Below are 21744 nucleotides of genomic sequence, written 5' to 3' on the forward strand. Positions count from 1 at the left end.
CGTTAATCCCCCCCGCTCAGCGCTTGCCTGCCGACCACGAGCAGCTCCTCCAGCCGCTCGACCTCCGCCGCCAGGACCGTCCGCCCATCCGTCGTGATCGCGTACATCTTGCGCCGGGCGTCCGCCCCCTCCGCACCTGGATGCGGCTCGATGAGTCCCTTGCCCTGCAGCGTGTTCAGCGCCGTGTACAGCGTACCCGCCCCCAGCTTCAGCCGGCCGCCGCTCATCCGCTCGACCTCCTGCATCATGCCGTAACCGTGCGACGGCTCCGCGCAGAGCGTCACCAGAATGTAGTAGAATGCCTCCGTCAACGGCAGCATTTGCATTTGCTTCGCTTTGTCCAAGTTCGTTCCTCCGCATCGCATCGCATCGCATCTATATCGTATAGCGATATATCGTATAACGGTATAATACAATGCGATATATCGACTGTCAATATAGTCGGCAAACGAATGAACGCAAAATAGGCGCCTCATTGTCGTATCCGACCTGAAGCGCCTGCGTGCCTATGATGTTAGGGTCGTACGTGAGCGTCCGGCGCCTTGTCTGCGACGAGGTTCAATGCGATGCCGCGCTCCAGCAGCGCCTTCAGCCCGCATAACACCAAGTTGAAGCCGCCGGTCGAATCGAGCGCCTGTGCGACCCTGGCATCCCCGTCCCCCTGAAACCCCGCGTTCACGATGCTAACGAAGGTTTCATTTTCCGCCCGACGCTCAAAAGTCCACTCGACGCTCGTGAAGCCATTCTCTTCGTCGCCCCAACGAATCGCCAGCAGCCGGTCCTGCTCGATTGTTACCACTTCGACTTGGGCAGAAGCGCCATACATCTCCCAATCCCACTGGACGCGCGCGCCCGAAGACAGCCTGCCGCTGCTCCTGGTGAACCAGAATCGCGTCGTGACCGCCGGATCGACGAAGGCTTCGAATACTTCCGCCGCCGGCCTGCGAATGAGCATCTCGGCCTTGGCGACCGGCTCCTGATTAAGAAAAAGGTTAAGAGAAGTCAACGTTCATCTCTCCTCGGAACGAAAATGGACTTGCATGGCCTAGTGTAGCATGTCCATCAAACGCGCGCTTCTTATCGATTGCCGGCTCCTCTTATTGCCTGTCCAGAGCCAGGATCAGCTCCGCCACCGCGTCTTCGAGCGGACGCATCGGATGGCCTACCCGGATGCCCCGCGCATGCTCCGTACGAATGGCTGCGTCGACCATCGACAGCTGTGCGGCTAAGACGGGCCTCGCCGGGTCGGTGTCCACGAGCCGCCGCAACTCCCGCTCCACGGCGTCCTGATACGCTTCCTGCTGCCCGCGCATGATGAGGTCGAACGCTTCCGGCAGCACGACGGTTTCGATCTGCGGGCGCGCATAGCCATTCCCCTCCGCATAGTCGTACAAGCGGCTCGTCGTTCCCTCGACGGTCGCCGGGTTCGTGAAGAGCAGCGCCTGACGGCCGGCGTGCCGGCAGATCTCCTCGAAAAACGGCTCGTCGATTTTGAGAATCGGCAGCTTGACCGCCAGCCGCGCGTCGTCGAGCAGGGCGATATAGTTCGTACAGGTCACGAGGATCGCGTCCGCGCCGGCCTTCGCCATCCATTCCAGCTGTTCAAGGACATGCGTTCCGGCCTGCTCGTCCGTAAACGATGCGTCCGACCCTCGGCGGGCGAGCAGCCCCGGATCGACGTAATGGACCCACGACAACGACAGTCCTTCGGGCAAGCGAATTCTGTTGATGTAGGCAATATTCGACTCATGCGCATGCAGGCAGGCGATTTTCAGCGTCACTCGAGGTTCCTCCTACGATTTCGATCGGACGTTATCCAGGGACAGACGTTTCTCTATGATCCCTTAGAGCGTCAGCCGCCAATCATTGCACTGCATCCAGCTGCCCGGCGGATATTCAAATTCGCATTCCCCGAGCAGCGTAAAGCCGAGCTTGCGGCAGACAGCATTTGACGCAGGGTTGCCGGCACCCGGGAACGCATGAATGGTACGTCGGGCGCCCTGCGCGCGCACATGTTCAATGGTCTTCGCGACGGCGTATGTCGCAAGACCTCTACCCTGATAGGCAGGCAGTATGCCCCAGCCCATCTCATAGATCTGTTCTCCGGCCCACGTCCGGTCCCAGTAGCCGACGGTTCCGACCGGCTCGCGCCCAGGGAGCAGGACGACGGCGAACATGCGGCCCGTCCCTTTCCCGGCTATCCGCATATAACGCTCGTGACGCTCCGCGATCTGCGCCTCGGTCTCCTGTCCGCCCAGATGCGCTGTCATCTCCGGCGCGTTCATATAATGCAGCAGCTCGAGATGGCCCGCCGACCATGGTACGATTTCCGCTTGCGTTCGTTCGCTCATTCGTGTCTCCTCCTTCGGGGTTGCTGTGCTGTTATCCCATTCTATCAGCCTTAACCGTCATCAGCCATTCAACCGAAGGCGATCGTCCGGTCGTTCGAATAGAAGCGCAACATCGCAAAGGAGGCCTCGTGCTATAACTGGTCTTGTAAAAAAGAGAAGGAGCTGATCGAATATGGCGAGACTGAACGGTAAGGTCGCATTGGTAACGGGGGCGAGCAGAGGAATCGGCCGGGGCATCGCGCTGCGCCTCGCCGCGGATGGGGCGACCGTCGCGGTGCATTACGGGAGCAATCGGGAGCTGGCGGAGGACGTCGTGCGCGAGATCCGGTCAGGCGGCGGCTTGGCCTTCGCCATCGGCGCCGATCTTGTCTGTGCCGGCGGCATCGAAGCCTTGTTCGAGGAGTTCGACGGACGCTTGGACGGGCCGGCGGCAGGCACCAGGCTTGATATTTTGGTCAATAACGCGGGGATCGGCCAACAGCTCGGTATCGAGGATACGACCGCCGCAACCCTTGACGAAGTGCTGGGGATCAACGTCAAAGCGCCGATTCTCGTCATTCGGGAGGCGCTGAAGCGCATGAACGACGGCGGCAGCATCATTAATCTGTCTTCCGCCGTGACGCGGATTCCGCTGCCGAACCTGCTCGGATACAGCGTGTCCAAGGGCGCGATCAACACGCTCACGCTGAACCTGGCGCAAGAGCTTGGTGGCCGCGGCATCCGGGTCAACGCCATCCAGCCCGGCATCATCGACACCGACATGAACGCAGAGACGCTGCAGGACCCCGGAGGACGGGCGTTTGCCGCCGGGCTCTCGGTGTTCGGCCGATGGGGCCAGCCCGAGGACGTCGCCGACATCGCCGCGTTCCTCGCTTCCCCGGACAGCCGCTGGGTGACGGGCCAGCTGATCGACGCGAGCGGGGGATCGAGGCTTTGATTTTTATCGGGAAGACACGAATGCGCTAAGTGCTGCCGTACGAAAGCACATCATGCGATGCGGCGCCCTTCGCGGGCCAAGTGCTTTCGTGCGAAAGCACATCATGCGATGCGGCGCCCTTCGCGGGCCATATGCTTTCATTCGAAAGCACATCATGCGATGCGGCGCCCTTCGCGGGCCATGTGCTTTCGTTCGAAAGCACATCATGCGACGCGGCACCCTTCGCGGGCCAAGTGCTTTCGTGCGAAAGCACATCATGCGATGCGGCACCCTTCGCGGGCCATGTGCTTTCGTTCGAAAGCACATCATGCGATGCGGCGCCCTTCGCGGGCCATGTGCTTTCGTTCGAAAGCACATCATGCGACGCGGCGCCCTTCGCGGGCCAAGTGCTTTCGTGCGAAAGCACATCATGCAATGCGGCGCCCTTCGCGGGCCATGTGCTTTCGTTCGAAAGCACATCATGCGATGCGGCGCCCTTCGCAGGCCATGTGCTTTCGTTCGAAAGCACATCATGCGGTGCGGCACCCTTCGCGGGCCATGTGCTTTCGTGCGAAAGCACATCATGCAATGCGGCGCCCTTCGCGGGCCAAGTGCTTTCGTGCGAAAGCACATCATGCGATGCGGCGCCCTTCGCGGGCCATGTGCTTTCGTGCGAAAGCACATCATGCGGTGCGGCGCCCTTCGCGGATAGCTACTCCCCCTCTGGCCTCAGCAGCGCGTCCAAAATCGGCATCGCCCGGTCATAGTCGTTCCGGTAAGAAGCGAAGGTCTCGCCGCGTACGATCTCGAATCCGAACCGGCTATAGAGCCGCACGGCTTTATAGCTCCAGGTTTGGGTATGCAGGTAGATGCTGAGATTGCCTTCCAAGCCTATCATTTCTCACAAACAAGCTGCCACCAGCGCTTTCCCCAGACCTCTCCCCTGACACGCGCGCTTGACCGCGAACCAGTGAATGGACGGATCTCGTCTTCCTCCCGTGTAGTCCCACCAGCACATGATGGTACCGACCGCCTCACCCCGCGCATTCTCCACGAACAATAGTCGCCTTTCCAGCTCATCGGAAAAGGGCAGGTACGTCCTCTTAAAAGCATTTTTGGAATCACTTCCTGCTTTTCTATTATGTAACGCATTCAAAAATCCGATATATTTACATTATTTATCCATTATAAATTCGGAGGTTTATATGCGCAAAGAAGAAGTATCCGCCGCCGGCAGTATCATCTATCGACATGAATCCCAAGACAGCCCGCCCGTCCCCGCCAAGGAAGACGCCGATTATCTTGCGCTTGTCACGCAGCATGTCGAGACCCACATCGGCCCGGTGCAGAACGTCTTTCATGAGATCGTCTCCGAACACGTCCACCTCGACATCCTTATCGTCGCACCGACGCCCAGCCGGAATTTCTACACGCTCGTCACCTGCGGTATGGGCCTGCGGCCGATGACGGTCCCAAAAGGAGCGGAGGCGTACCGCTATGCCGAACTCCTGCTGTGCCTCCCTTCCAACTGGCCCTTGTCCGAAGCCGCCTTTAGGGACGAGGACCATTACTGGCCCGTCCGTATGTTAAAATCGCTTGCCCGGCTACCTCATCAATACAATACCTGGCTGTACCTGGCCCACACGATCCCGAACGGCGACCCGGCCGAGCCATATGCGGACAACACGAAGCTATCCGGCATGATCTTGTCGGTTCCGTCCACGGTGTCATCGGCCAAGGAATTCTTCACGCTCGCGGCAGCTCCCGGCAAGGACGTTCATTTCTTCAGCCTGCTCCCGCTGTACAAGGAGGAGATGGACTTCAAGCTGAAGCAAGGTCCGGAGGCGTTGTTCGAAAAGCTGGAGGCAGCCGGCGTCAACGAGCTCCTGCGCGCGGACCGCAAAAACGTATGCAAGAAACGCTTCGGCCTATTTTGAACGCCAGGCGTTAACAAACAGCTGCATTGCCCGCCGCCGATCGACAAGATATACTAAATGGATATCATGATCGGTAACGATTCAAAGGAGATTGCCTCAATGCCCGACCTGCCTCTCGCCGAAGTCGCCTACCAGGAACTCCGGCAGCGGCTGCTCGGCGGTCAGTACCTGCCCGGCCAACTGCTCTCGGAGAGCGAGCTCGCGAGCGGGCTCGGCATGAGCAGGACGCCCGTCCGGGCCGCCGTCATGCAGCTGGAAAAGGAAGGATTCCTGGAAACGCTGGTCAAGCGCGGGATCCTCGTCAAGGGAATCGACGTCAAGGAATTGTACGATATGTTCGATCTGTTGAACGCGCTTTATTTGTTCGTGCTGGAACGCATGGAGCAGGATCAATACGAGCCGGACTTCGAACGCCTGCGTTACTATCTGGACCAGTTGATCGAAGCCAGCGAGCGCAAGATGCACCGCGAGTATTACGAATCGGGCCTTATGTTCATGAGAACGCTGCTCTCCACGATCGGCAACCGCAGCATCATGGAGACGTTCGACCGCTACAAGGACAAAGTGCTGTACGTCGTCGTCGCCTATCGGTCGACCGAAGGCTCGAACCGCCCCTACACGGGCAAGAAGCTTTACGCCGAAATTTACCGTCACTTAACGGAAGGCAACTACGTGGAGGCCAAAGCCGCCGTCCAAGCCTCCAAACGCAACTCGCGGGAAGAGCTGCTCAGAAACGGCTACAAAGTATAAAAACGTATAGCGCCGCCGTTTTCCGGCACCGCCGCATCGCCGAACCAGCCCCGAAACCTCTCGTTTCGGGGCTTTTTTGCGTGTCCGTCACTTTTTACACAACTCCGAACGCTCGTTTATACCTACCTTACATACAAGATTGATAATTCTTGTATACAAGATAACTTTTCAAAAACAAAGGAGGCTGATTGAAAATGACCAACATGAAATTCGTCCACCTGACCGACACGCACATGAACGCGCCGAGCTCCGACGGTCCTTTCGCCAAGTTCAAGCTTGCCGAGAAGGTCAAGCAGACGTTCCGCCACCTTCGCGACGCGAACGTCGCGCCCGACTTCGTGCTCATCACGGGCGACCTGTCGCATGAAGGCGACGCAGCCGACTATGCATACATCCGCACCGTGCTCGACGAATGCTCGGCCCTGATCGGCGCCCCCGTGCACGTCGTACTCGGCAACCACGATCATCGCTCCGCGTTCCGCCAAGGCTACCTCGGCGAGACGCCGTCCGAAGAAGCCTACTACTACTCGCTCGACATTAAGGGCTTGCGCCTGATCGGCCTGAACACCCAAGTCGCCGGCCGCCACGACGGCGAGCTCGACGCCGCGCAGCTCGCTTGGCTCAAGGACGAGCTTGCTGCCCCCGCCCCGCTTGGCACGATTATCGGGATTCACCATCCGATGATGAGCGTCCGCGGCATGCCCGGCGACCATCTGCTGGCGAACCGCGTGCAGCTCGGCGACGCGATCGAAGGCACCGACGTCATCGGCGTCATGGCCGGACACGTTCACTCCAACAACGTCGGCACCTACCGCGGCATCGTCAACGTCGCGGCCGCAGGCACGGCGTTCACCGGCGAACTCGCGGACGCCGAGAATTACAAAATGGTCGACTTCTGCGGCTTCAACATCGTCGACGTGACCGAGGAAGGCATCTCGATCCAAACGACCGTGCTGCCGACTTCCGGCGAAGAGTACTTCCGCTTCCCGATCTCCATGCTCGTCGCCCAACACTGATTCCTGCAGGCGCCAGGCCGCCGGCGCAAGCGCTATTCCATAGAACGCCGGACGCCGGCAGCCGGCTCTACCGACATCGATAACCGAGGAGAGACGCATCATGACGACGATTCAAATGCCGGCCTGCCTGCTCCCGCTGGAAGGCGCCTTTAACTTCCGCGACATGGGCGGACTGCGCACCGAAGACGGACGGACGGTCAAGAAGGGCCTGTTGTTCCGCGCCGCCGAGCTAACAGGCCTGACGGAAGCCGACCACGAGGCGCTGCGCGCCATCGGCCTGAAGCACGTTTTCGACTACCGCAACCGTGCCGAAGCCGAAGAAAAGCCGGACCCGGCCATCGGCGAGGCGCTCTACATCCGCGTACCGGCCAACGAAGCCGCCGAGGACGCGCCGCATGTGACGATGGAGCAGCTGTTCAAGAGCGGCATGCACAAGGCGTTCTCGGACAACATGCTGGACAGGCTGTACGCCAGCCTGCCCATCAACAACGCCTCCTACAAGCAGCTCATGTCTCTGCTCCGCACGCCGGAAACGAGCCTGCCGCTCGTCCATCACTGCGCGGGCGGACGGGATCGCACGGGCGTCGGCGCCCTGCTCATCCTGCTCACGCTGGGCGTGCCGTACGAGACGATCATGGAGGACTACCTGCTGTCGAACGTGACGCTCGAGAAATTCCATGCGCAAATGTTCGACATGGCCGCCCAATATCTCGACGAAGCGTCGCTCGAGACGATGCGCCGCACGATGGCGCTGCAAGAGCGGTATCTCGACGCTTCGATGAACGCCATTTTGTCCGCGCACGGTACGTTCGAACAGTATCTGCTCGCCGAATTCGGCATCGACGCCCAAGATCGGGCGCGTATACAAGCTTACTGCCTGGAAGCTTAGTCGCTTAGACGAACTGGCATCCACTATTGAAAAGGGGGACTCATGATTTTTATGAAACCGTTCATGAAAGGCACCGCCCTGGTACTCGCTATCGCATCCGCAGCCAGCCTGTCCGCGTGCGGCTCCGCCGCAAACGGCGAATCCGACGCCGCTGCCGCAACCGCGCCTACCCAAACCGAGCTCGCCAAGCTTGACCCCGCGAATCCGACCAAGGTTACATTCTATTCGTACAGCCTGGCCTACCCGACGATGAAGCCGGGCATGGAGCAGTTGATCAAGGAATTCAACGACACGGTCGGCAAGGAAAAAGGCGTCGTCGTCGAAGGCGTCGCGGACACGACGATGCAGCAGTACAAGGCGGACATCTCCGCGGGCAAAGAAGTCGACGTCGTGCAGCATCCGTTCGGCACACTCGACGCCTCCCGCCTGAGCCTCGGCTTCAAGGCCTACGAGGACGTCTTCCCGAAGGCGGAGCTGGACGCGCATCTCCAGGGCATCTCGCCCAACGCGCTTGAGCTGGGCAAGATCGACGGCAAGATGTACGGACTGGCATTTACGTTCAGCACGCCGATCGTCTTCATCAACGGCAAGCTGTTCGAAGAGGCGGGACTCGATCCGGCGAAGCCGCCGAAGACTTGGGCCGAGATCAAGGAAGCCTCCCTCAAGATCAAGGCCGCTACGGGCAAGGACGGCTTCGGCCTGACGCCGACCAACGGCTGGATTACCGAAGGCCTCATCCTGAGCAACGGCGGTAGCGTGCTGTCGAAGGACCGCAAGTCGGCGGAATTCGCGAGCCCCGAGAGCGTCGAGGCGATCGAGACGTGGAAGGATCTATACCAGAACGGCGCATCCGCGCCAGGCACGGAGACCGAGCTGGCAGAACAGTTCATGGCCGGCAACCTCGGCATGTACGCCTCTTCGACTTCGCTTTACAGCGGCATCAAGAAAGCGTCCGAAACCGGCGGCTGGAAGGTATACGGCGCAGGTCTGCCGCAATTCGGCGACAAGCCGGCCGTCCCGGTCAACTCGGGCAGCGTGCTCGCGGTCCGCTCGGATAAGCCTGAGAAGAGCGCGGCGATCTGGGAGTTCATCCGCTTCGTGACAGGCGACCGCGGCTATACGATCATCACCTCGCAGATCGGCTACCTCCCGCTGCGCACCGCACTTGCGGACGATCCGAACGGTCTGAAGGACTTTGTCGAGCAGAACCCGCTCTACCGGATCAACCTCGAGCAGTTGTCCCATATCCAGCCTGTCGCCATCTGGCCGGGCGAATACGCCACCGAAGCGGCTACCGCATTCACGGACGCCATCGTCAAGTCCGTCATGACCAAGGACGGCGACGTCAAGGCGACGCTGCAGAAGGCCCAAGACGACATCAACCAGATGATCCAGTAACGAAAGGAAAGGAGCCGTCATGAGCCAAGCGATCGAAAACGCCTACGCGCCCCCCCTTGCGGGGAAGCCGCCCGTAGCCTTGGACCGGCCACGTACCCGGACCAGGGCGCTTCGCATGCTGAAGCCCTGGCTGTACCTGCTGCCTGCGCTGGTCCTGCTCGGCATTTTTATGTACAGGCCGCTGCTGTACACGTTTTATTTGGCTTTCCACAAATGGAGCATGGTCCCCGGCACCGAGCCGTTGTACGTCGGGTTCGACAATTTCTCTCGGCTGCTCGCGAACAAGAGCTTCGCCGACTCGATCGGCAACACCGTGTTCTACACGGCGCTGCTGCTGCCGTTCTCCATCGTCATCCCGCTCGCGCTGGCCGCGGTCACCCATCACATGGAAGGCCGCATGAAAAACGTGTACCGCGCGCTGTTTTTCATCCCGATGATTCTGGCGCCGGTGTCCGTTAGCGCGATCTGGCGCTGGCTGTTCCATCCGTCCGGCGGTCTCGTGAACACCGCGCTGATGAAGCTCGGCCTGATCGAGACGCCGATCGCCTACTTCTCGGATCCATCCTTCGCGAAGTGGATCATCCTGCTCATCACGGGGTGGAAGATGATCGGCTTCAGCACGATCATGTTCTCCGCCGCGCTGACCGGGATCAACAGCGAATACTACGAAGCCGCCTCGCAGGACGGCGCCGGCAGCATGCGCCAGTTCTGGAACATCACCGTGCCGCTCATGTCGCCGATGATCATTTTCATGCTGACGATGAGCATTTTGTTTTCCAGCCAATGGACGTTCGCTTACATCGACATCCTGACGACCGGCGGTCCGTACGGCACGTCGACAAACGTTTACTACGAAATGTACAAGTTCGCCTTCTCCAACCTGAACGCGGGCTTCAGCTCGGCGGCGTCGCTTCTGTTCTTCGTCGTCTTCGGCGTCATCTCGCTCGCGCTCAATTCGCTGTCGCGCCGATTTTCCTTTTACGATAACTAAGCCGGGAGGAGCCGACCATGAAAAGAAAACCGCCGGCGGTCTCGGTCCTGCAGCACGGACTGCTGTCGCTCATGTGCGTGATCGCGCTGTTCCCGCTGTACTGGATGCTGAATTCGTCGTTCAAAAACGAATCGGACATCTTCAAGTCCGATTTTCTGCCGCCCAGCCCGATCCTGAGCAACTACAGCTACGCGTTCGAGCAGATGCCGATCTTCCGCATGATGTTCAACTCGTTCGGCGTCTCGATCCTGATGACCGCGCTGCAGCTGTTCACGGGCCTGCTCGCGGCGTACGCGCTCGTTCGCTGGCGCTTCCGCGGGCAGACGCTCATCTTCACGCTGCTGAGCCTGACGTGGCTTATCCCTTTCCAGTCGATCATGATCCCCAACTACGTGCTCGTCAACGACATGGGCATGAACGAAACGCTCATGGGCATCGTGCTGCCGTTCGCCGTGTCCACCTTCGCGATCCTGTCGCTGTACCAGAGCTTCCAGTCGTTCCCCAAAGTGCTCATCGAGGCGGCATGCATCGACGGACAGAGCGACTTCGGCATCCTGACGCGGCTCATCCTGCCGAACATCAAGTCCTCGGTCGCCTCGCTTGGCATCATCCTGTTCATCAACGGGTGGAACGAATACCTCTGGCCGATGCTCATCACCAAGAAGATGGAGAACGCGCCGCTGCAGATCGGACTCAAGCTGTTCGTCAACTCCGACTCCAACATGTGGGGCTCGCTAATGGCGGCCACGACGGTGTCCTGCCTGCCCATCCTGATCATCTACCTGCTGCTGCGCCGCCAGATCGTGGACTCGTTCGTGCGGTTCGGGATCAAGTAATAGGAAGCGTGACGGGAAAAGAAATCGCCCTCCGGCGGCCATGTATGTGGCGGGAGGGCGATTTTGCCGTTGGCGCGGGCGGATACGCAGACGCAAACGCAGCGAAATAGTTGCCAAAAGGCAGTTATATTCGCCGATTTTCCGAATCGAGAAGCGATAAGTGTTAAAAAGCAGTTATTTCGACGGGTGGAGGCGGATATGCGGCTAAGAGCGAGGAAATAACTTCCTTTTGACAGCTATTCGTGCACACCGCCGGACTGGCGTAAAATTAGATGCCTTTTGACAACTATCCGGCCCGCATCAACCGACGCCTACCGCCCAATCCCGCCTCACTCTCATCTCACATCACCACACCTCGCACACCTCACACCGCCACACCTCATCTCATCTCACCGGCCCTCATCTCACCCCACCTCACACCGCCACACCTCAGACACCTCACTGCCCCGCCTTGATCACCTTATCATGCGCGGTCGCGAACGCATCGGGCGTGACGGCTTTGCCGAACAGGGCCTGAATCTGGTTCAGATGCGTCTCGGCGGCGCCCGGCTTCAGCTGTACGTCGGCGAACAGCGTGATGCTCGTCGCTTTGTTCATCTCGTTGAGCAGGTCGACGTACAGCTGCGGCAGCTTGACGGCCGCCGTGTCGACCTTGGTCGCCGGGATGACGCCCGCGTCGCTGACGGACCGCTCGCCCCAGCGCTTGACGAAGTACTCGACGAACGACTTGGCCTCCTCCTTCACCTCGGAGTTCTCGGCGACGAACAAGCCGACGCCGGGGCCGCCGACCCAGCCGTCGATGTCCCCTTTGCCGCCGTCGACCGTCGGGAACTTGAAGAAGCCGACGTTGTCGCGGAAGTCTTGGGGAATATCCTGGTTCGTCGTAAAATTCGGCAGCTCCCAGGCGCCGATCATATACATGGCGGCTTTGCCGTTCAGGAACATCGCCTTGGCCTCATCGTTGGACAAGCCGTTGAAGTCCGGGTTGAATGCACCTGCATCCACCAGTTCCTGCACGCTTCGGGCCGCTCGGACGAGCCCCGGATCGGCGAAGGAGCGCCGGCCGTCGATGGCTTCCGCCAGCGTCCGGGCGCCCGCGATGCGGTCGGCCATGTACATGTACCACATCGAGCCGGTCCAGCGGTCCTGATTGCCGAGCGCGATCGGCGCGACGCCGCCTGCGGCCAGAACCCCAATGACGCTGCGGAGCTCGTCGTACGTCTTGGGGACCTCGAGATGGAATTCGCGGAACAGCTCTTTATTATAGTAGATCGGCGCGATATTGAATTCGAGCGGCAGCGCGTACGTCTTGCCGTCCACGGCATAGGCTTCCGTCGTGCCCGCCACGAACGAGTCCTTGAGCTCGCCGTGCAGCAGATCGTCGAGCGGCGTGAACAGGCCGCCTTCCACGAACGGCTGCAGCGCGCCCGCCGCCCACGTCAAGCCGACGTCCGGCAGCTCGTTGACGGCGGAGAGAACCCGGAGCTTCGCCTTGTACTGCTCGTTGTCGAGCACTTCCTGCTTGACGACCACGTTCGGATGCGCCGCCTGGTACTCCTCGATGATCTTGTTCACGATCCGGTGCTGGCCGAGCGCGCCGGCTTCTGGCCACAGATGCATCATCCTGATCGTCACCTGGTCGCCCGTGCCTTGCTCCGCGGCAAGACGATCGCCGGTCGTCCCGCCGCATCCGGCTGTCCCGAGGGCCAAACCGGCTGCCGCCAGCGCCGATACTGCCCGAATGGTTATGCGCACGTTCATTGCCTCCACGATGCAGCATGACGATCCGCCAGGCGCTCAGCCGGACGGATCGTTTTTTGACCTTCTTATTCTTTGACGCCGCCAAGCGCGACACCCGCGATAATATACCTGGACAGCAGGAAGTATATCACGAAGAGCGGCAGGGCCGTAAGGGCGAGTCCCATGTAGATCGAGCCGAACTCCGTCTTGTAAATATCCCCTTTAAGCAGGCTGACCATGATCGGCAGCGTGTATTTATCCTTCTGCGTGAGCAGGATGAGCGGCATGAACAGGTTGTTCCAGCTGGCTACAAAAGCGAAAATCGCCTGGGTGGCGATGGCCGGCACCATGATCGGCAGCACGATCCGGTTAAACGTGTAGAGCTCCCCGGCCCCGTCGATTCGCGCGGCTTCCACCATTTCGATCGACAGCGTCGCGAGCAGGTACTGTCGCATGAAGAACACGATGGCCGGCGCCGCGATCGCCGGCAAGATCAGCGGCAGCAGACTGTTCGTCCAGTGCAGCTGGTACATGAACTTGTAGAAGCCGATGGCGCTGGCCTGCGCCGGGATCATCATGACGAGCAGGATAAAGGTAAAGAACGCCTGGCGAAGCTTCCAATTGTACGCGACCAGCGCATAGGCGGTGAGCGAGGAGAAGTAAACCGCGCAGATGGTCGAGAAGCCTGAGATGATGAGCGAATTAAAGAAACCCTTGAGCGGGTCGAAGCTTTTGCTCAGCAGCACGTTCAGATTGGTTTTCATATGCGTGGAAGGCAGCAGCGACAGCCCGCTCTGGATCTCCGCCGTCGAACGCGTGGCATTGACGAACATGATCCAGAACGGCAGGATGCTGAGCAGCGCCAGGACGATGCAGACGATATAAACGATGGTGCGGTTGACGTTAAGGGAGACGCGGGACTCCTGCTGCACGTTTTCCACGGATTACATCCCCCTTGCCGCCGCTTGCGCAGCCTTTTGGATTCTTTTTTGCGCTTTCCTGAGCCGGGACGCATCGCGGTCGCGCATGAGGTAGAACAAGAGACCCGACAGGATCGCCGCAATAACGAACATGATCATGCTCGCTGCCGCCGCTTTATTGAACATATAGCTGCCCTTGAAAGCCTGCCCGTAGATAAACACGGACGTCGTAAGCGTCGCGTCGTCGGGACCGCCGAACAGGAACAGCTGCGGGATGTCGAACAGCTGCAGGCCTCCGAGCATCGACGTGATCAGCGTGTAGAGCATAATCGTCTTGAGGCTCGGCAGCGTGATTCGCATGAAGGTCTGCCAGCCGTTCGCGCCGTCGATGGCGGCCGCTTCGAACAGCGCGGGATTGATGCCCATGACCCCTGCGATCAGAATGATCATCGTGTTGCCGTACCACATCCAGAATTGGATAAAGGCGACGATGCCCCGCGCGGTCGTCTTATCCTGCAGGAAGTTGACCGGCGCGTCGATCCAGCCCAGGCTCTCGAACAGACTGTTCACGGGGCCCATCGGGTAGGAAAACAAAGAGTTAAAAAGCACGGCGATCGTGCTCGCCGTGATAATATTCGGCATATAGAGCAGCACTTTGAACGCGCCTTGCCCCCGCACCTTCAGGCGCTGGTTGGTGAACCAGGCGGTGAGCAGCAGTGCGAGTCCGATCTGTGGAATGAAGTTGAGCATCCAGATCAATGCGGTGTTCGTTAAAGAAATGCGAAACGACGTGTTGTGCAAAATGAGATCCGTGAAGTTGCCGAAGGGATTGTCCAGCATATGGACCGGCTTCGGGATGACGCCCTTCATGTCGGTGAAGCCGATCACCGCCGTATACAGTACCGGGTAGAACGAGAAGACAAGGAACGCGAGAATGAAAGGCAAGCTGAACATGTAGCCGAATCTCGAATAGCTGACGCTCTTGCGGCGCATGGCTACCACCTCGTTTATTCATATAAAGGGACGGGGTATCGCACCCGCCCCTTCGGCGCAAAGAGCCGTATTATTCGCTGTCGATGTCGAGCTGGTCCTTGACCTTCTGCTTGAAGTCGGCGATCGTCTTGTCCCGGCTCTTGGTGCCGTTCGCGTATTCGCGCACTTGATCGCGCCAGATGAGGTTGATCGACTCGTCGTACTGCGTCAGGTTCTTGCCCGTCGCGTTGGCGTTGGCCGGTACGAATACGTCGAACATGTTCTGCCCGCCGAGCAGCGTGACCTCGCCGTTCGACTTGGACATGACGACGCTCGACGCGACGCTGTCCTTGGTCCCCTGCTCGCCCGTTTTCATCGTGCCGTTCGCCCAATAATATTGGAGTCCCGTCTCGGACGTATCGAGCGTCACCCACTTGACGAAATCGGCGATGGCGGCCTTTTTGGCGTCATCCTTGACGACGTTCTTGTTCGCGAGCAGCCACGTGCCGCCCCAGAAGAAGCCGGTCGGCGGTTCGGTCACGGCCCAGTCGCCGTTCGTGTCCTTGACCTGTCCGTTCATGACGTAGTTGATGAGCCATGCCGGGCCGAAGAAGCCGAAGATCGGCTGCTTGCCGGTGCCGGACATGTCCGCGTACCAGGCTTCGGTCCAATCCTTCGTATCGTTCGAATAGCCGTTCGTCTTAAGCTGCTTGGAGTAGTCGAGGAACTGCTCGCGCTTCGGATCGATATGGAGCTTGCCGTCTACGATCCAGCCTTTGTCGGAGCTGTTCTCGATCGGGTGCCAGATGTCGCCGTCGCCGGATACGATGCCGTAGCCTTTGGCTTTGAGCTTCGCAGCCGCGTCGAAAAATTTGTCCCAGCCCGGTCCGACCGCGGTCTTGATCGTCGCCGGATCGTCCGTGCCGAACACGTCCTTGGCGATCGAACGGCGGTAGATGAAGGCGCCGCCAGTCGCCTGGTAGGCGAGGCCTTTCAGTTGGCCGTCCTTGCTGCCGATGTCGACCGAATATTGGGCGATGCCGGCGTCCTTCACCAGGTCGTCGCCCAGACCCAGGTCCGCGTAGTTCGCGGCGTAATCCGAGGCGTCGCCTTGCGTGTACTTCAGGACGAAGGCCGACTCGGCCGCGTAGAGGTCCGGGGCGTCCTTGCCGCCGCCGGCGAGCGCCTGGTCGAGCGCGGGCTGGTAAGCGCCGTCCGTCGTCGCGATGACGGTCGTCTTGAACTCGACGTTCGCGTCGGGGTGGGTTTCCATGTACTTTTTCGTCATGTTGGGAATCTCGTCGGTGAAGCTCCAGAGGTTGATCGTTACTTTTTCCTTCGGCGTGCCGTTGTCCGAAGGGGCGGCGCTGCTCGAGGCGGCGCCGCCCGTGCTAGGGCTGGCCGATTGGCTGGCGCCTGCGTTGTTGGAGGCGTCCGAGCCGCATGCGGCCAGGACGGAGGACAAGAGGACAATCGCAGTGCTTGCGGATAAAACGCGTTTCATTTTTTAGCCTCCCTTTTTACGAGCACAGTCACTTTGTAATCGCATACACAGTATAAAACCGGAAATGTAAGCGCAACAGTTAACTGTCGTTGGGAGAAATTCCACTTTTATTGGTTCGACTATCAGATCGACGGATCTTCGTCCGCCGCTTGCTGCCTGTACTGCCTGGGACTCATCTCCTCGCTGTCTTTGAACACTTTGATGAAATACTTGACCGTCTGATAGCCGACCTTCTCCGCGATCTCCCACACCGGCAGCCGGGTCGAGACGAGCAGCTCCTTCGCCTTCTGCAGCCGGATGCGCGTCAGATAATCGCTGAACGTCACGCCCGTCTGCTCCTTGAACAGCACGCTGAAGTAGCTAGCGTTCAGGTGGAGCCGCTCCGCGACCTGCTTCATCGTGATGGCTTCATGCAGATGGCCGTAAATAAAGTCGATCGCGTCCTTAATGGAGGAACCGTAGCGCGCCTCGTCGCGGCCTACTTCGAGCAGCTTCCGGTCCACGAGCTTCTCCATCGCGCCCATGCGATCCTTGTCGCTGTCGCGTTCGAACGCCCGCTGCACCGTATCGATGAGCGCCGCTTTGTCGAGCGGCTTGAGAATATAGTCGAACGCGCCGAGCTGCAGCGACTTTTTCGCATACTCGAACTCGGCATGGCCGGAGATGACGATGACGACGGGCAGCGGCCCGCGCTTCGCGAGGGCCTCCAGCATCTGCAGGCCGTCGATCTCCGGCATCCGCACGTCCGTGATGAGGATATGAACCGGATTCGTCTTCAGCCATTCGAGCGCTTCGACGCCGCTCGCGGCGCATTCGATCCGGTATTTGCCCGCCGCCCAGGCGACGAGGGTCTTCTGGATGCCAAGACGCGTACGCGGCTCGTCGTCGACGATCAGTAACGTTTTCACAACGGTTCGACTCCCCCAGTAGGAATGGTGATATCAAAGCGGACGATCGTGCCGACGCCGGCCTTGCTCTCGATGCGCAAGCCGCTGCCGGTTCCTGCCGCGTCAGGATAATAGAGCTTGAGGCGGCGCTGCACGTTGGACATGGCCACCCCCGCTCCTTTTTTAGAAGAGGGCTGCCGGCCCCCGCCCTCGATTTTTTGCATGAGCTTGGCCAGCGTCTCCTCGTCCATCCCGAGGCCGTCGTCGATGACGGCGATCGTCGCGACGCCCGGCTTGCCCGACGACACCTGGATCGTGACCGACCCGGGACCGATACGGCTCTCTACGCCATGCAAGATCGCATTCTCGACGAGCGGCTGAATGATCAGCTTGGGGATCGGCACGTGCATGAGCCCCTCGTCCGCGGCGATGCGCCAGTCTAGCCGGTCGATCAGCCGCATCTTCATGATCTGCAAATACCGCTGCGCGTGCTCGAGCTCGTCGCGGACAGTGACCCACTCGTCGTCTCCGCCTGCGCCGCCGATGACGTAGCGGAACAAGCCGGACATGGCGACGACGATGGCCGCCAGTTCCTCGTCTCCTTTGTCCTCGAGCGACCAATAGAACGCTTCCAACGTGTTGAACAAGAAGTGCGGATTGATCTGCGCCTGCAGCGCCTTGAGCTCGGTGCGGCTCTGCGTGATTTCTTTTTCGTACACGACCTGGATCAGCTCGTTCATGTGCGTCACCATCTGGTTGTAGGTGTTGTTCAGCTCCCTGATCTCCAGGGACGCAATGGGCGGCGAAGGCGACAGGTTCTGCTTGAGGCCGCCGAGCCTTGCGCCCCGCATCGTGCGCATCAGCTTGAGCATCGGCCGCGTGATAAGCGTGGACAGCAGCAGGGTGAGCAGCAAAAACGCCACCGCGCCGATGCCGATCGACACCAGAATCGCGGTGCGGAGCACCGAGATGCCCTCGGTCGAAGCGCGAACCGGCGTGAGCAGGACAAGCGTCCAGCCCGTCGTGCGAGACTGCTGCCGTACGGACAACAGCTCCTCGCCGCCGACGGAGACGGTGGAGCCGGTCTGCGCGAGCACTTCCTTGGCCTCATCGGCGGTGAGGTCCGAGGTGATCGGCGCTCCTTGCCCGTCCGCGAGCAGCATGTATTCGTCGTCGCCGCGCGCCTCTCCCTCTGCCACGGTCTGCGCGTTCATCTCGAAGTAGTCGCGGCTGAGCCGGACCGCCAGGTAGCCGCCCGCCGCGTAGCCGCGGTCGATGAGGCTGATGCGGCGCAAGGCCAGCACGGTATCCGGCTGCGTCGGATCGAGTCCGAACCAGACGAGCCGTCCCTTCACGCGGTCGGTCTGCCAGATCATCTCCTGCGAGACCCGCGCATTCAGGCTGGTCTGGTCGAGCGGGAATAACCGCCGATAGTCCCTGGTGTAGAGCTCCATCGAGCGAATGCCCGTCGAATAGGCCATATAGGTGCTCGCAATCTGCAGCAGCGACTGGCGCTGGGCGAACGCGGATCGGACGCCGTCCGCTTCCTGGAGCAGCAGCTTTTGCACGTAATCGTTGGTCGCCACCTGGGTCGTCAGCGAGTCGATCTGGTCGAGCATCGCGTCGAGACGACCGTTCGCCTGGACCGCCGTCTGCTGGATATGCTTCTCCGCGCTGTTGCGCAGCAGGTTGGATACCTGGCCGTAAATATAAATGCCCGCAAAGGTCAGCACGACGATCATCGTCAACGTAAACGCGGCGAAAATCTGGTTTCGCAGCGTGTTCATCTCGCTCCATTTGGCCAATCGAATCGCCCGCCCGTTTTTCGCATGAGTCCAATCCCGTCTACTGTATCACAAAGATCGATTTGTCGGCCAACCGTTCTCTGCCGGCGGCAAAGTCCTAAAAGTTGTAGGTATAAAACCAAATCGTTGTGCCGTTTCGGCACGAGTTTTTATTTGTTACGATGATGGGAAAATCACTGGATAGCGCTTACAAGGAGGGTCCGGAATGACGATGGAATCGCGGGGCGGCGCTCCGCTTGTGACGCATATTTATACGGCGGATCCTTCCGCCCACGTATTCGAGGGCAAGCTGTACGTGTATCCCTCGCACGATCTGGACCACGAGATGGCGTCGAACGACAACGGCGACCAGTACGATATGGAGGACTACCACGTTCTCTCGCTGAACGAGGATCTCACGCAGGCGCTCGACCACGGAGAGGCGTTGCATCTGCAGGATATTCCCTGGGCGAAAAAGCAGCTGTGGGCGCCGGATGCCGCCTACAAGGACGGCACGTACTATTTATTTTTCCCGGCGCGGGACTATAACGACGTCTTCCGCATCGGCGTCGCGACGGGCATCTCGCCGCAAGGGCCTTTTCGCGCGGAGCCGAGCTACATTCCCGGCAGCTACAGCATCGACCCGGCCGTCTTCGCGGACGAGGACGGCAAGTTTTATGTGTACTTCGGCGGGCTGTGGGGCGGCCAGCTGGAAAAGTGGCAGACCGGCGCATTCCGGCCCGATGCCGAAGGGCCTTCCGGCGACGAGCCGGCGCTTGGGCCGCGGATCGCGGAATTGTCCCGCGACATGCTGGGGTTCGGCGAAATGCCGCGCGAGATCGTTATTAAGGGCGAGGACGGAGAACCGATCCGCGCCGGGGACGAGGAACGCAGATATTTCGAGGGGCCTTGGGTTCACAAGCACGAAGGCCGGTATTACCTTTCCTACTCGACGGGGACGACGCACAAGATCGTCTATGCGGTCGGGGATAACCCGTACGGCCCGTTTACGTTCAAGGGTACGATTTTGAAGCCCGTGGTCGGCTGGACCACGCACCATTCGATCGTCCGGTACCGGGACAAATGGTATCTGTTCTATCACGACAGCTCGCTGTCAGGCGGGGCGGACAACAAGCGCTGCGTGAAAATGGCCGAGCTGCACTACGACGCGGACGGCTCCATTCGCACGGTCGACCCTTATCCCGAGAAGCGTTAAACGGGTTCCCGTTTACGGCTTTATTTTGGCGGATTATCCCATGGCGAAGCGCTCTCCCGGGGCGCATCCTCCTAAATTCTTGTTGGAAACGCACATAAGAATCGGCGGGATTGCGTAACTTATGAATAGAATTCGCCTCAATGGGGTATTTTCTCGATGAACCGCCAAATTCGGCTGAAGGAGTGGATCCGGTATGAAAACGCTAAACGCAATCGCGCTCGCCATTCTGATCATCGGAGGCATCAACTGGCTGTTGGTCGGTCTGTTCAAGTACGATCTCGTCGCCGAGTTGTTCGGGGGTCAGGAAGAAGTCGCTTCCCGCATCGTTTATACGATCGTTGGCATCTGCGCGCTGTATGCGATCAAATTTTTCAATGACGTCAGCAGTGATTCGCGTGCCCGTTAATACGCGCCTGCCGTTCCGCGAAGAGCCGGGCGGCCGCCTTCAGTGGCGGCTGTCCGGCTCTCGTCGTTCGGGATGAGGCTCAAGACGCCTCGGATTCGCTCCGCAGGGCGTCGCCGAGCATATTAAGCAGCTCATTTGTACCGTGCTCGCGCTGTTCCGCCGTATCGAGACCGTCGAGGAAAACGCCCTGCTCGGTAAAAACCAGCCGCGTGCCGTCTTCGGCCGGATGCAGCTCGACCGTCGTCACCGAAGCCGAGATGCGCCTGCCGTCCATGTCCATGACGTACGAATAGACGATGCGTTCGTTCGGCACGATATCCTGATAACAGGCATCGAACGTAAAGACGGGGCCGTCCGGCGGTCCGCCGTTACTATACTCCCGGCCGCCGACGCGGAAGTCGAAGATCTCCGCTCCGGAAAACCAGCGTGCCTTCGCTTCGACATCGGACCAGGCGCGGAAGACGCGCTCGGGCTTCGCAGGGTACGTTCTTTCCAATGTAAAGGTGGCGTGATGCGTCGATCTTTTCTCCATTTCGTTCATCCTCTCCGATTGTGGTCTTCCGACTGCTTGCCGTGCTCGTTTTCGGGTTCGTTTTCGGGTTCGTTTTCGGACTTGTCTTCAGGCTCGTTTTCGGACTTGTCTTCAGGCTCGTTCGCCAACCACTCGCCCAACCGGTCGAGCGCTCGTTCGGCGTGCGTTCGCCTCTCCCAAAAATACTTTTCATGGCTCTGCTTCATCATACCCAGCAGCTTCGTGAACGCCTCCACCCCAAGCGGCGCTCGCGCGCGCACGGCGGCCGACGCCTGCTCCAGCTCGCTCAGCAGCTTCTGCTGGACGCGGATCTTCTCCCGCAAGCGGCCGATCTGCGCGGCGATGATCTCGGACAAGTCGGGCGCGTCCCGCTCCAGAACGGACTGGATCTCCGTGAGCGGCAGGCCCAGCTCCTTGAGCGCTAGAATCTGATGCAGGCGGGACAGATCGGCTTCGTCGTACAGCCTGTGCCCCGAGTCGGTCTGACCGGAGGGCGAAAAGAGGCCGATCTGGTCGTAATAGCGCAGCGTCCGAATCGTAAGCCCCGTCAGCGCGGCGATGTCTCCCACCTTCCAGCGGGGGCTAGCCGCGCCTGGCGCGCCGTCGTCCGCACCTTCGCGATGCTTGGCCATGTTTTCCGCCTCCCCGTCCTGCCTTCTCTATGCCCGTAACTTTACTATAAGACGTGACGTAACGTAA

At 60.0% G+C, this 21744-nt stretch carries 24 protein-coding genes; 10 read left to right on the top strand and 14 right to left on the bottom strand.

What is annotated here, in order from left to right; genetic code table 11:
* Positions 1–2 precede the first annotated feature (2 nt).
* From ACFOTD_RS05955 to ACFOTD_RS05970, 4 genes are all read right to left on the bottom strand, one after another.
* Complete coding sequence (locus ACFOTD_RS05955; protein WP_378116698.1) at positions 3–344, bottom strand: PadR family transcriptional regulator; 342 nt, start codon at positions 342–344, stop codon at positions 3–5.
* Between the two features lie 170 nt (positions 345–514).
* Positions 515–955: an SRPBCC family protein gene (locus ACFOTD_RS05960; protein ID WP_378117060.1), complete on the bottom strand. Its 441-nt coding sequence runs from the start codon at positions 953–955 to the stop codon at positions 515–517.
* Positions 956–1097: 142 nt separating this feature from the next.
* On the bottom strand, positions 1098–1781 hold the full coding sequence (locus tag ACFOTD_RS05965) for an aspartate/glutamate racemase family protein (RefSeq protein WP_378116700.1): 684 nt from the start codon (positions 1779–1781) through the stop codon (positions 1098–1100).
* Between the two features lie 63 nt (positions 1782–1844).
* Complete coding sequence (locus tag ACFOTD_RS05970; RefSeq protein WP_378116702.1) at positions 1845–2351, bottom strand: GNAT family N-acetyltransferase; 507 nt, start codon at positions 2349–2351, stop codon at positions 1845–1847.
* 172 nt (positions 2352–2523) lie between these two features.
* Here ACFOTD_RS05970 and ACFOTD_RS05975 point away from each other — a divergent pair, with 172 nt between their 5' ends.
* Positions 2524–3288: an SDR family oxidoreductase gene (locus tag ACFOTD_RS05975; RefSeq protein WP_378116704.1), complete on the top strand. Its 765-nt coding sequence runs from the start codon at positions 2524–2526 to the stop codon at positions 3286–3288.
* Between the two features lie 691 nt (positions 3289–3979).
* Here ACFOTD_RS05975 and ACFOTD_RS05980 read toward each other — a convergent pair.
* On the bottom strand, positions 3980–4165 hold the full coding sequence (locus tag ACFOTD_RS05980; RefSeq protein ID WP_378116706.1) for an N-acetyltransferase: 186 nt from the start codon (positions 4163–4165) through the stop codon (positions 3980–3982).
* A 3-nt stretch (positions 4166–4168) separates the two neighbouring features.
* Entirely contained in the window at positions 4169–4423 is a 255-nt protein-coding gene (locus ACFOTD_RS05985; RefSeq protein ID WP_378116708.1) for a GNAT family N-acetyltransferase, read from the bottom strand.
* A 49-nt stretch (positions 4424–4472) separates the two neighbouring features.
* Between ACFOTD_RS05985 and ACFOTD_RS05990 the strand changes: the two genes are divergently transcribed.
* From ACFOTD_RS05990 to ACFOTD_RS06020, 7 genes are all read left to right on the top strand, one after another.
* Positions 4473–5204 carry a suppressor of fused domain protein gene (locus tag ACFOTD_RS05990; protein WP_378116710.1) on the top strand — a complete coding sequence of 244 codons (732 nt, stop codon included), beginning with the start codon at positions 4473–4475 and terminating at the stop codon, positions 5202–5204.
* A gap of 99 nt (positions 5205–5303) precedes the next feature.
* Positions 5304–5954 carry a GntR family transcriptional regulator gene (locus ACFOTD_RS05995; RefSeq protein ID WP_378116712.1) on the top strand — a complete coding sequence of 217 codons (651 nt, stop codon included), beginning with the start codon at positions 5304–5306 and terminating at the stop codon, positions 5952–5954.
* Between the two features lie 194 nt (positions 5955–6148).
* Positions 6149–6970 carry a metallophosphoesterase family protein gene (locus ACFOTD_RS06000; protein WP_378116714.1) on the top strand — a complete coding sequence of 274 codons (822 nt, stop codon included), beginning with the start codon at positions 6149–6151 and terminating at the stop codon, positions 6968–6970.
* 100 nt (positions 6971–7070) lie between these two features.
* Positions 7071–7859 carry a tyrosine-protein phosphatase gene (locus ACFOTD_RS06005; protein ID WP_378116716.1) on the top strand — a complete coding sequence of 263 codons (789 nt, stop codon included), beginning with the start codon at positions 7071–7073 and terminating at the stop codon, positions 7857–7859.
* A gap of 42 nt (positions 7860–7901) precedes the next feature.
* Positions 7902–9257, top strand: coding sequence for an ABC transporter substrate-binding protein (locus ACFOTD_RS06010; RefSeq protein WP_378116718.1), 1356 nt, complete (start codon positions 7902–7904; stop codon positions 9255–9257).
* Between the two features lie 19 nt (positions 9258–9276).
* Positions 9277–10248, top strand: a complete 972-nt coding sequence (locus ACFOTD_RS06015; RefSeq protein ID WP_378116720.1) for a carbohydrate ABC transporter permease — start codon at positions 9277–9279, stop codon at positions 10246–10248.
* A gap of 17 nt (positions 10249–10265) precedes the next feature.
* A complete protein-coding gene (locus tag ACFOTD_RS06020) occupies positions 10266–11084 on the top strand; it encodes a carbohydrate ABC transporter permease (protein WP_378116722.1) in 819 nt (272 codons plus the stop codon).
* A gap of 438 nt (positions 11085–11522) precedes the next feature.
* On the opposite strand, the gene ACFOTD_RS06025 is transcribed toward ACFOTD_RS06020, so the two are convergent.
* The 6 genes from ACFOTD_RS06025 to ACFOTD_RS06050 all read right to left on the bottom strand — a co-directional run bounded on the left by ACFOTD_RS06025 (position 11523) and on the right by ACFOTD_RS06050 (position 18912).
* The gene (locus ACFOTD_RS06025; RefSeq protein WP_378117062.1) at positions 11523–12833 is read right to left on the bottom strand and encodes an extracellular solute-binding protein; all 1311 of its coding nucleotides are present in this window, start codon (positions 12831–12833) and stop codon (positions 11523–11525) included.
* Between the two features lie 77 nt (positions 12834–12910).
* Positions 12911–13765, bottom strand: coding sequence for a carbohydrate ABC transporter permease (locus tag ACFOTD_RS06030; RefSeq protein ID WP_378116724.1), 855 nt, complete (start codon positions 13763–13765; stop codon positions 12911–12913).
* Positions 13766–13768: 3 nt separating this feature from the next.
* Positions 13769–14737, bottom strand: coding sequence for a carbohydrate ABC transporter permease (locus ACFOTD_RS06035; RefSeq protein ID WP_378116726.1), 969 nt, complete (start codon positions 14735–14737; stop codon positions 13769–13771).
* Between the two features lie 70 nt (positions 14738–14807).
* On the bottom strand, positions 14808–16220 hold the full coding sequence (locus ACFOTD_RS06040; RefSeq protein ID WP_378116728.1) for an ABC transporter substrate-binding protein: 1413 nt from the start codon (positions 16218–16220) through the stop codon (positions 14808–14810).
* Between the two features lie 122 nt (positions 16221–16342).
* The gene (locus ACFOTD_RS06045; RefSeq protein ID WP_378116730.1) at positions 16343–17128 is read right to left on the bottom strand and encodes a response regulator transcription factor; all 786 of its coding nucleotides are present in this window, start codon (positions 17126–17128) and stop codon (positions 16343–16345) included.
* Positions 17125–18912 carry a cache domain-containing sensor histidine kinase gene (locus ACFOTD_RS06050; RefSeq protein ID WP_378116732.1) on the bottom strand — a complete coding sequence of 596 codons (1788 nt, stop codon included), beginning with the start codon at positions 18910–18912 and terminating at the stop codon, positions 17125–17127. Before ACFOTD_RS06050 ends, ACFOTD_RS06045 begins: the two co-directional genes overlap by 4 nt.
* 205 nt (positions 18913–19117) lie before the next feature.
* Between ACFOTD_RS06050 and ACFOTD_RS06055 the strand changes: the two genes are divergently transcribed.
* Positions 19118–20107 carry a glycoside hydrolase family 43 protein gene (locus tag ACFOTD_RS06055; protein ID WP_378116734.1) on the top strand — a complete coding sequence of 330 codons (990 nt, stop codon included), beginning with the start codon at positions 19118–19120 and terminating at the stop codon, positions 20105–20107.
* Between the two features lie 193 nt (positions 20108–20300).
* Entirely contained in the window at positions 20301–20513 is a 213-nt protein-coding gene (locus ACFOTD_RS06060; protein WP_090116399.1) for a DUF378 domain-containing protein, read from the top strand.
* A 79-nt stretch (positions 20514–20592) separates the two neighbouring features.
* On the opposite strand, the gene ACFOTD_RS06065 is transcribed toward ACFOTD_RS06060, so the two are convergent.
* Positions 20593–21045 carry an SRPBCC family protein gene (locus ACFOTD_RS06065; RefSeq protein ID WP_378116736.1) on the bottom strand — a complete coding sequence of 151 codons (453 nt, stop codon included), beginning with the start codon at positions 21043–21045 and terminating at the stop codon, positions 20593–20595.
* A 5-nt stretch (positions 21046–21050) separates the two neighbouring features.
* Positions 21051–21677, bottom strand: coding sequence for a MerR family transcriptional regulator (locus ACFOTD_RS06070; protein WP_378116738.1), 627 nt, complete (start codon positions 21675–21677; stop codon positions 21051–21053).
* Between the last annotated feature and the right edge of the window lie 67 nt (positions 21678–21744).

Origin of the sequence: Cohnella sp. GCM10012308, from assembly GCF_042649185.1 — a bacterium.
Taxonomy (GTDB): domain Bacteria; phylum Bacillota; class Bacilli; order Paenibacillales; family Paenibacillaceae; genus Cohnella.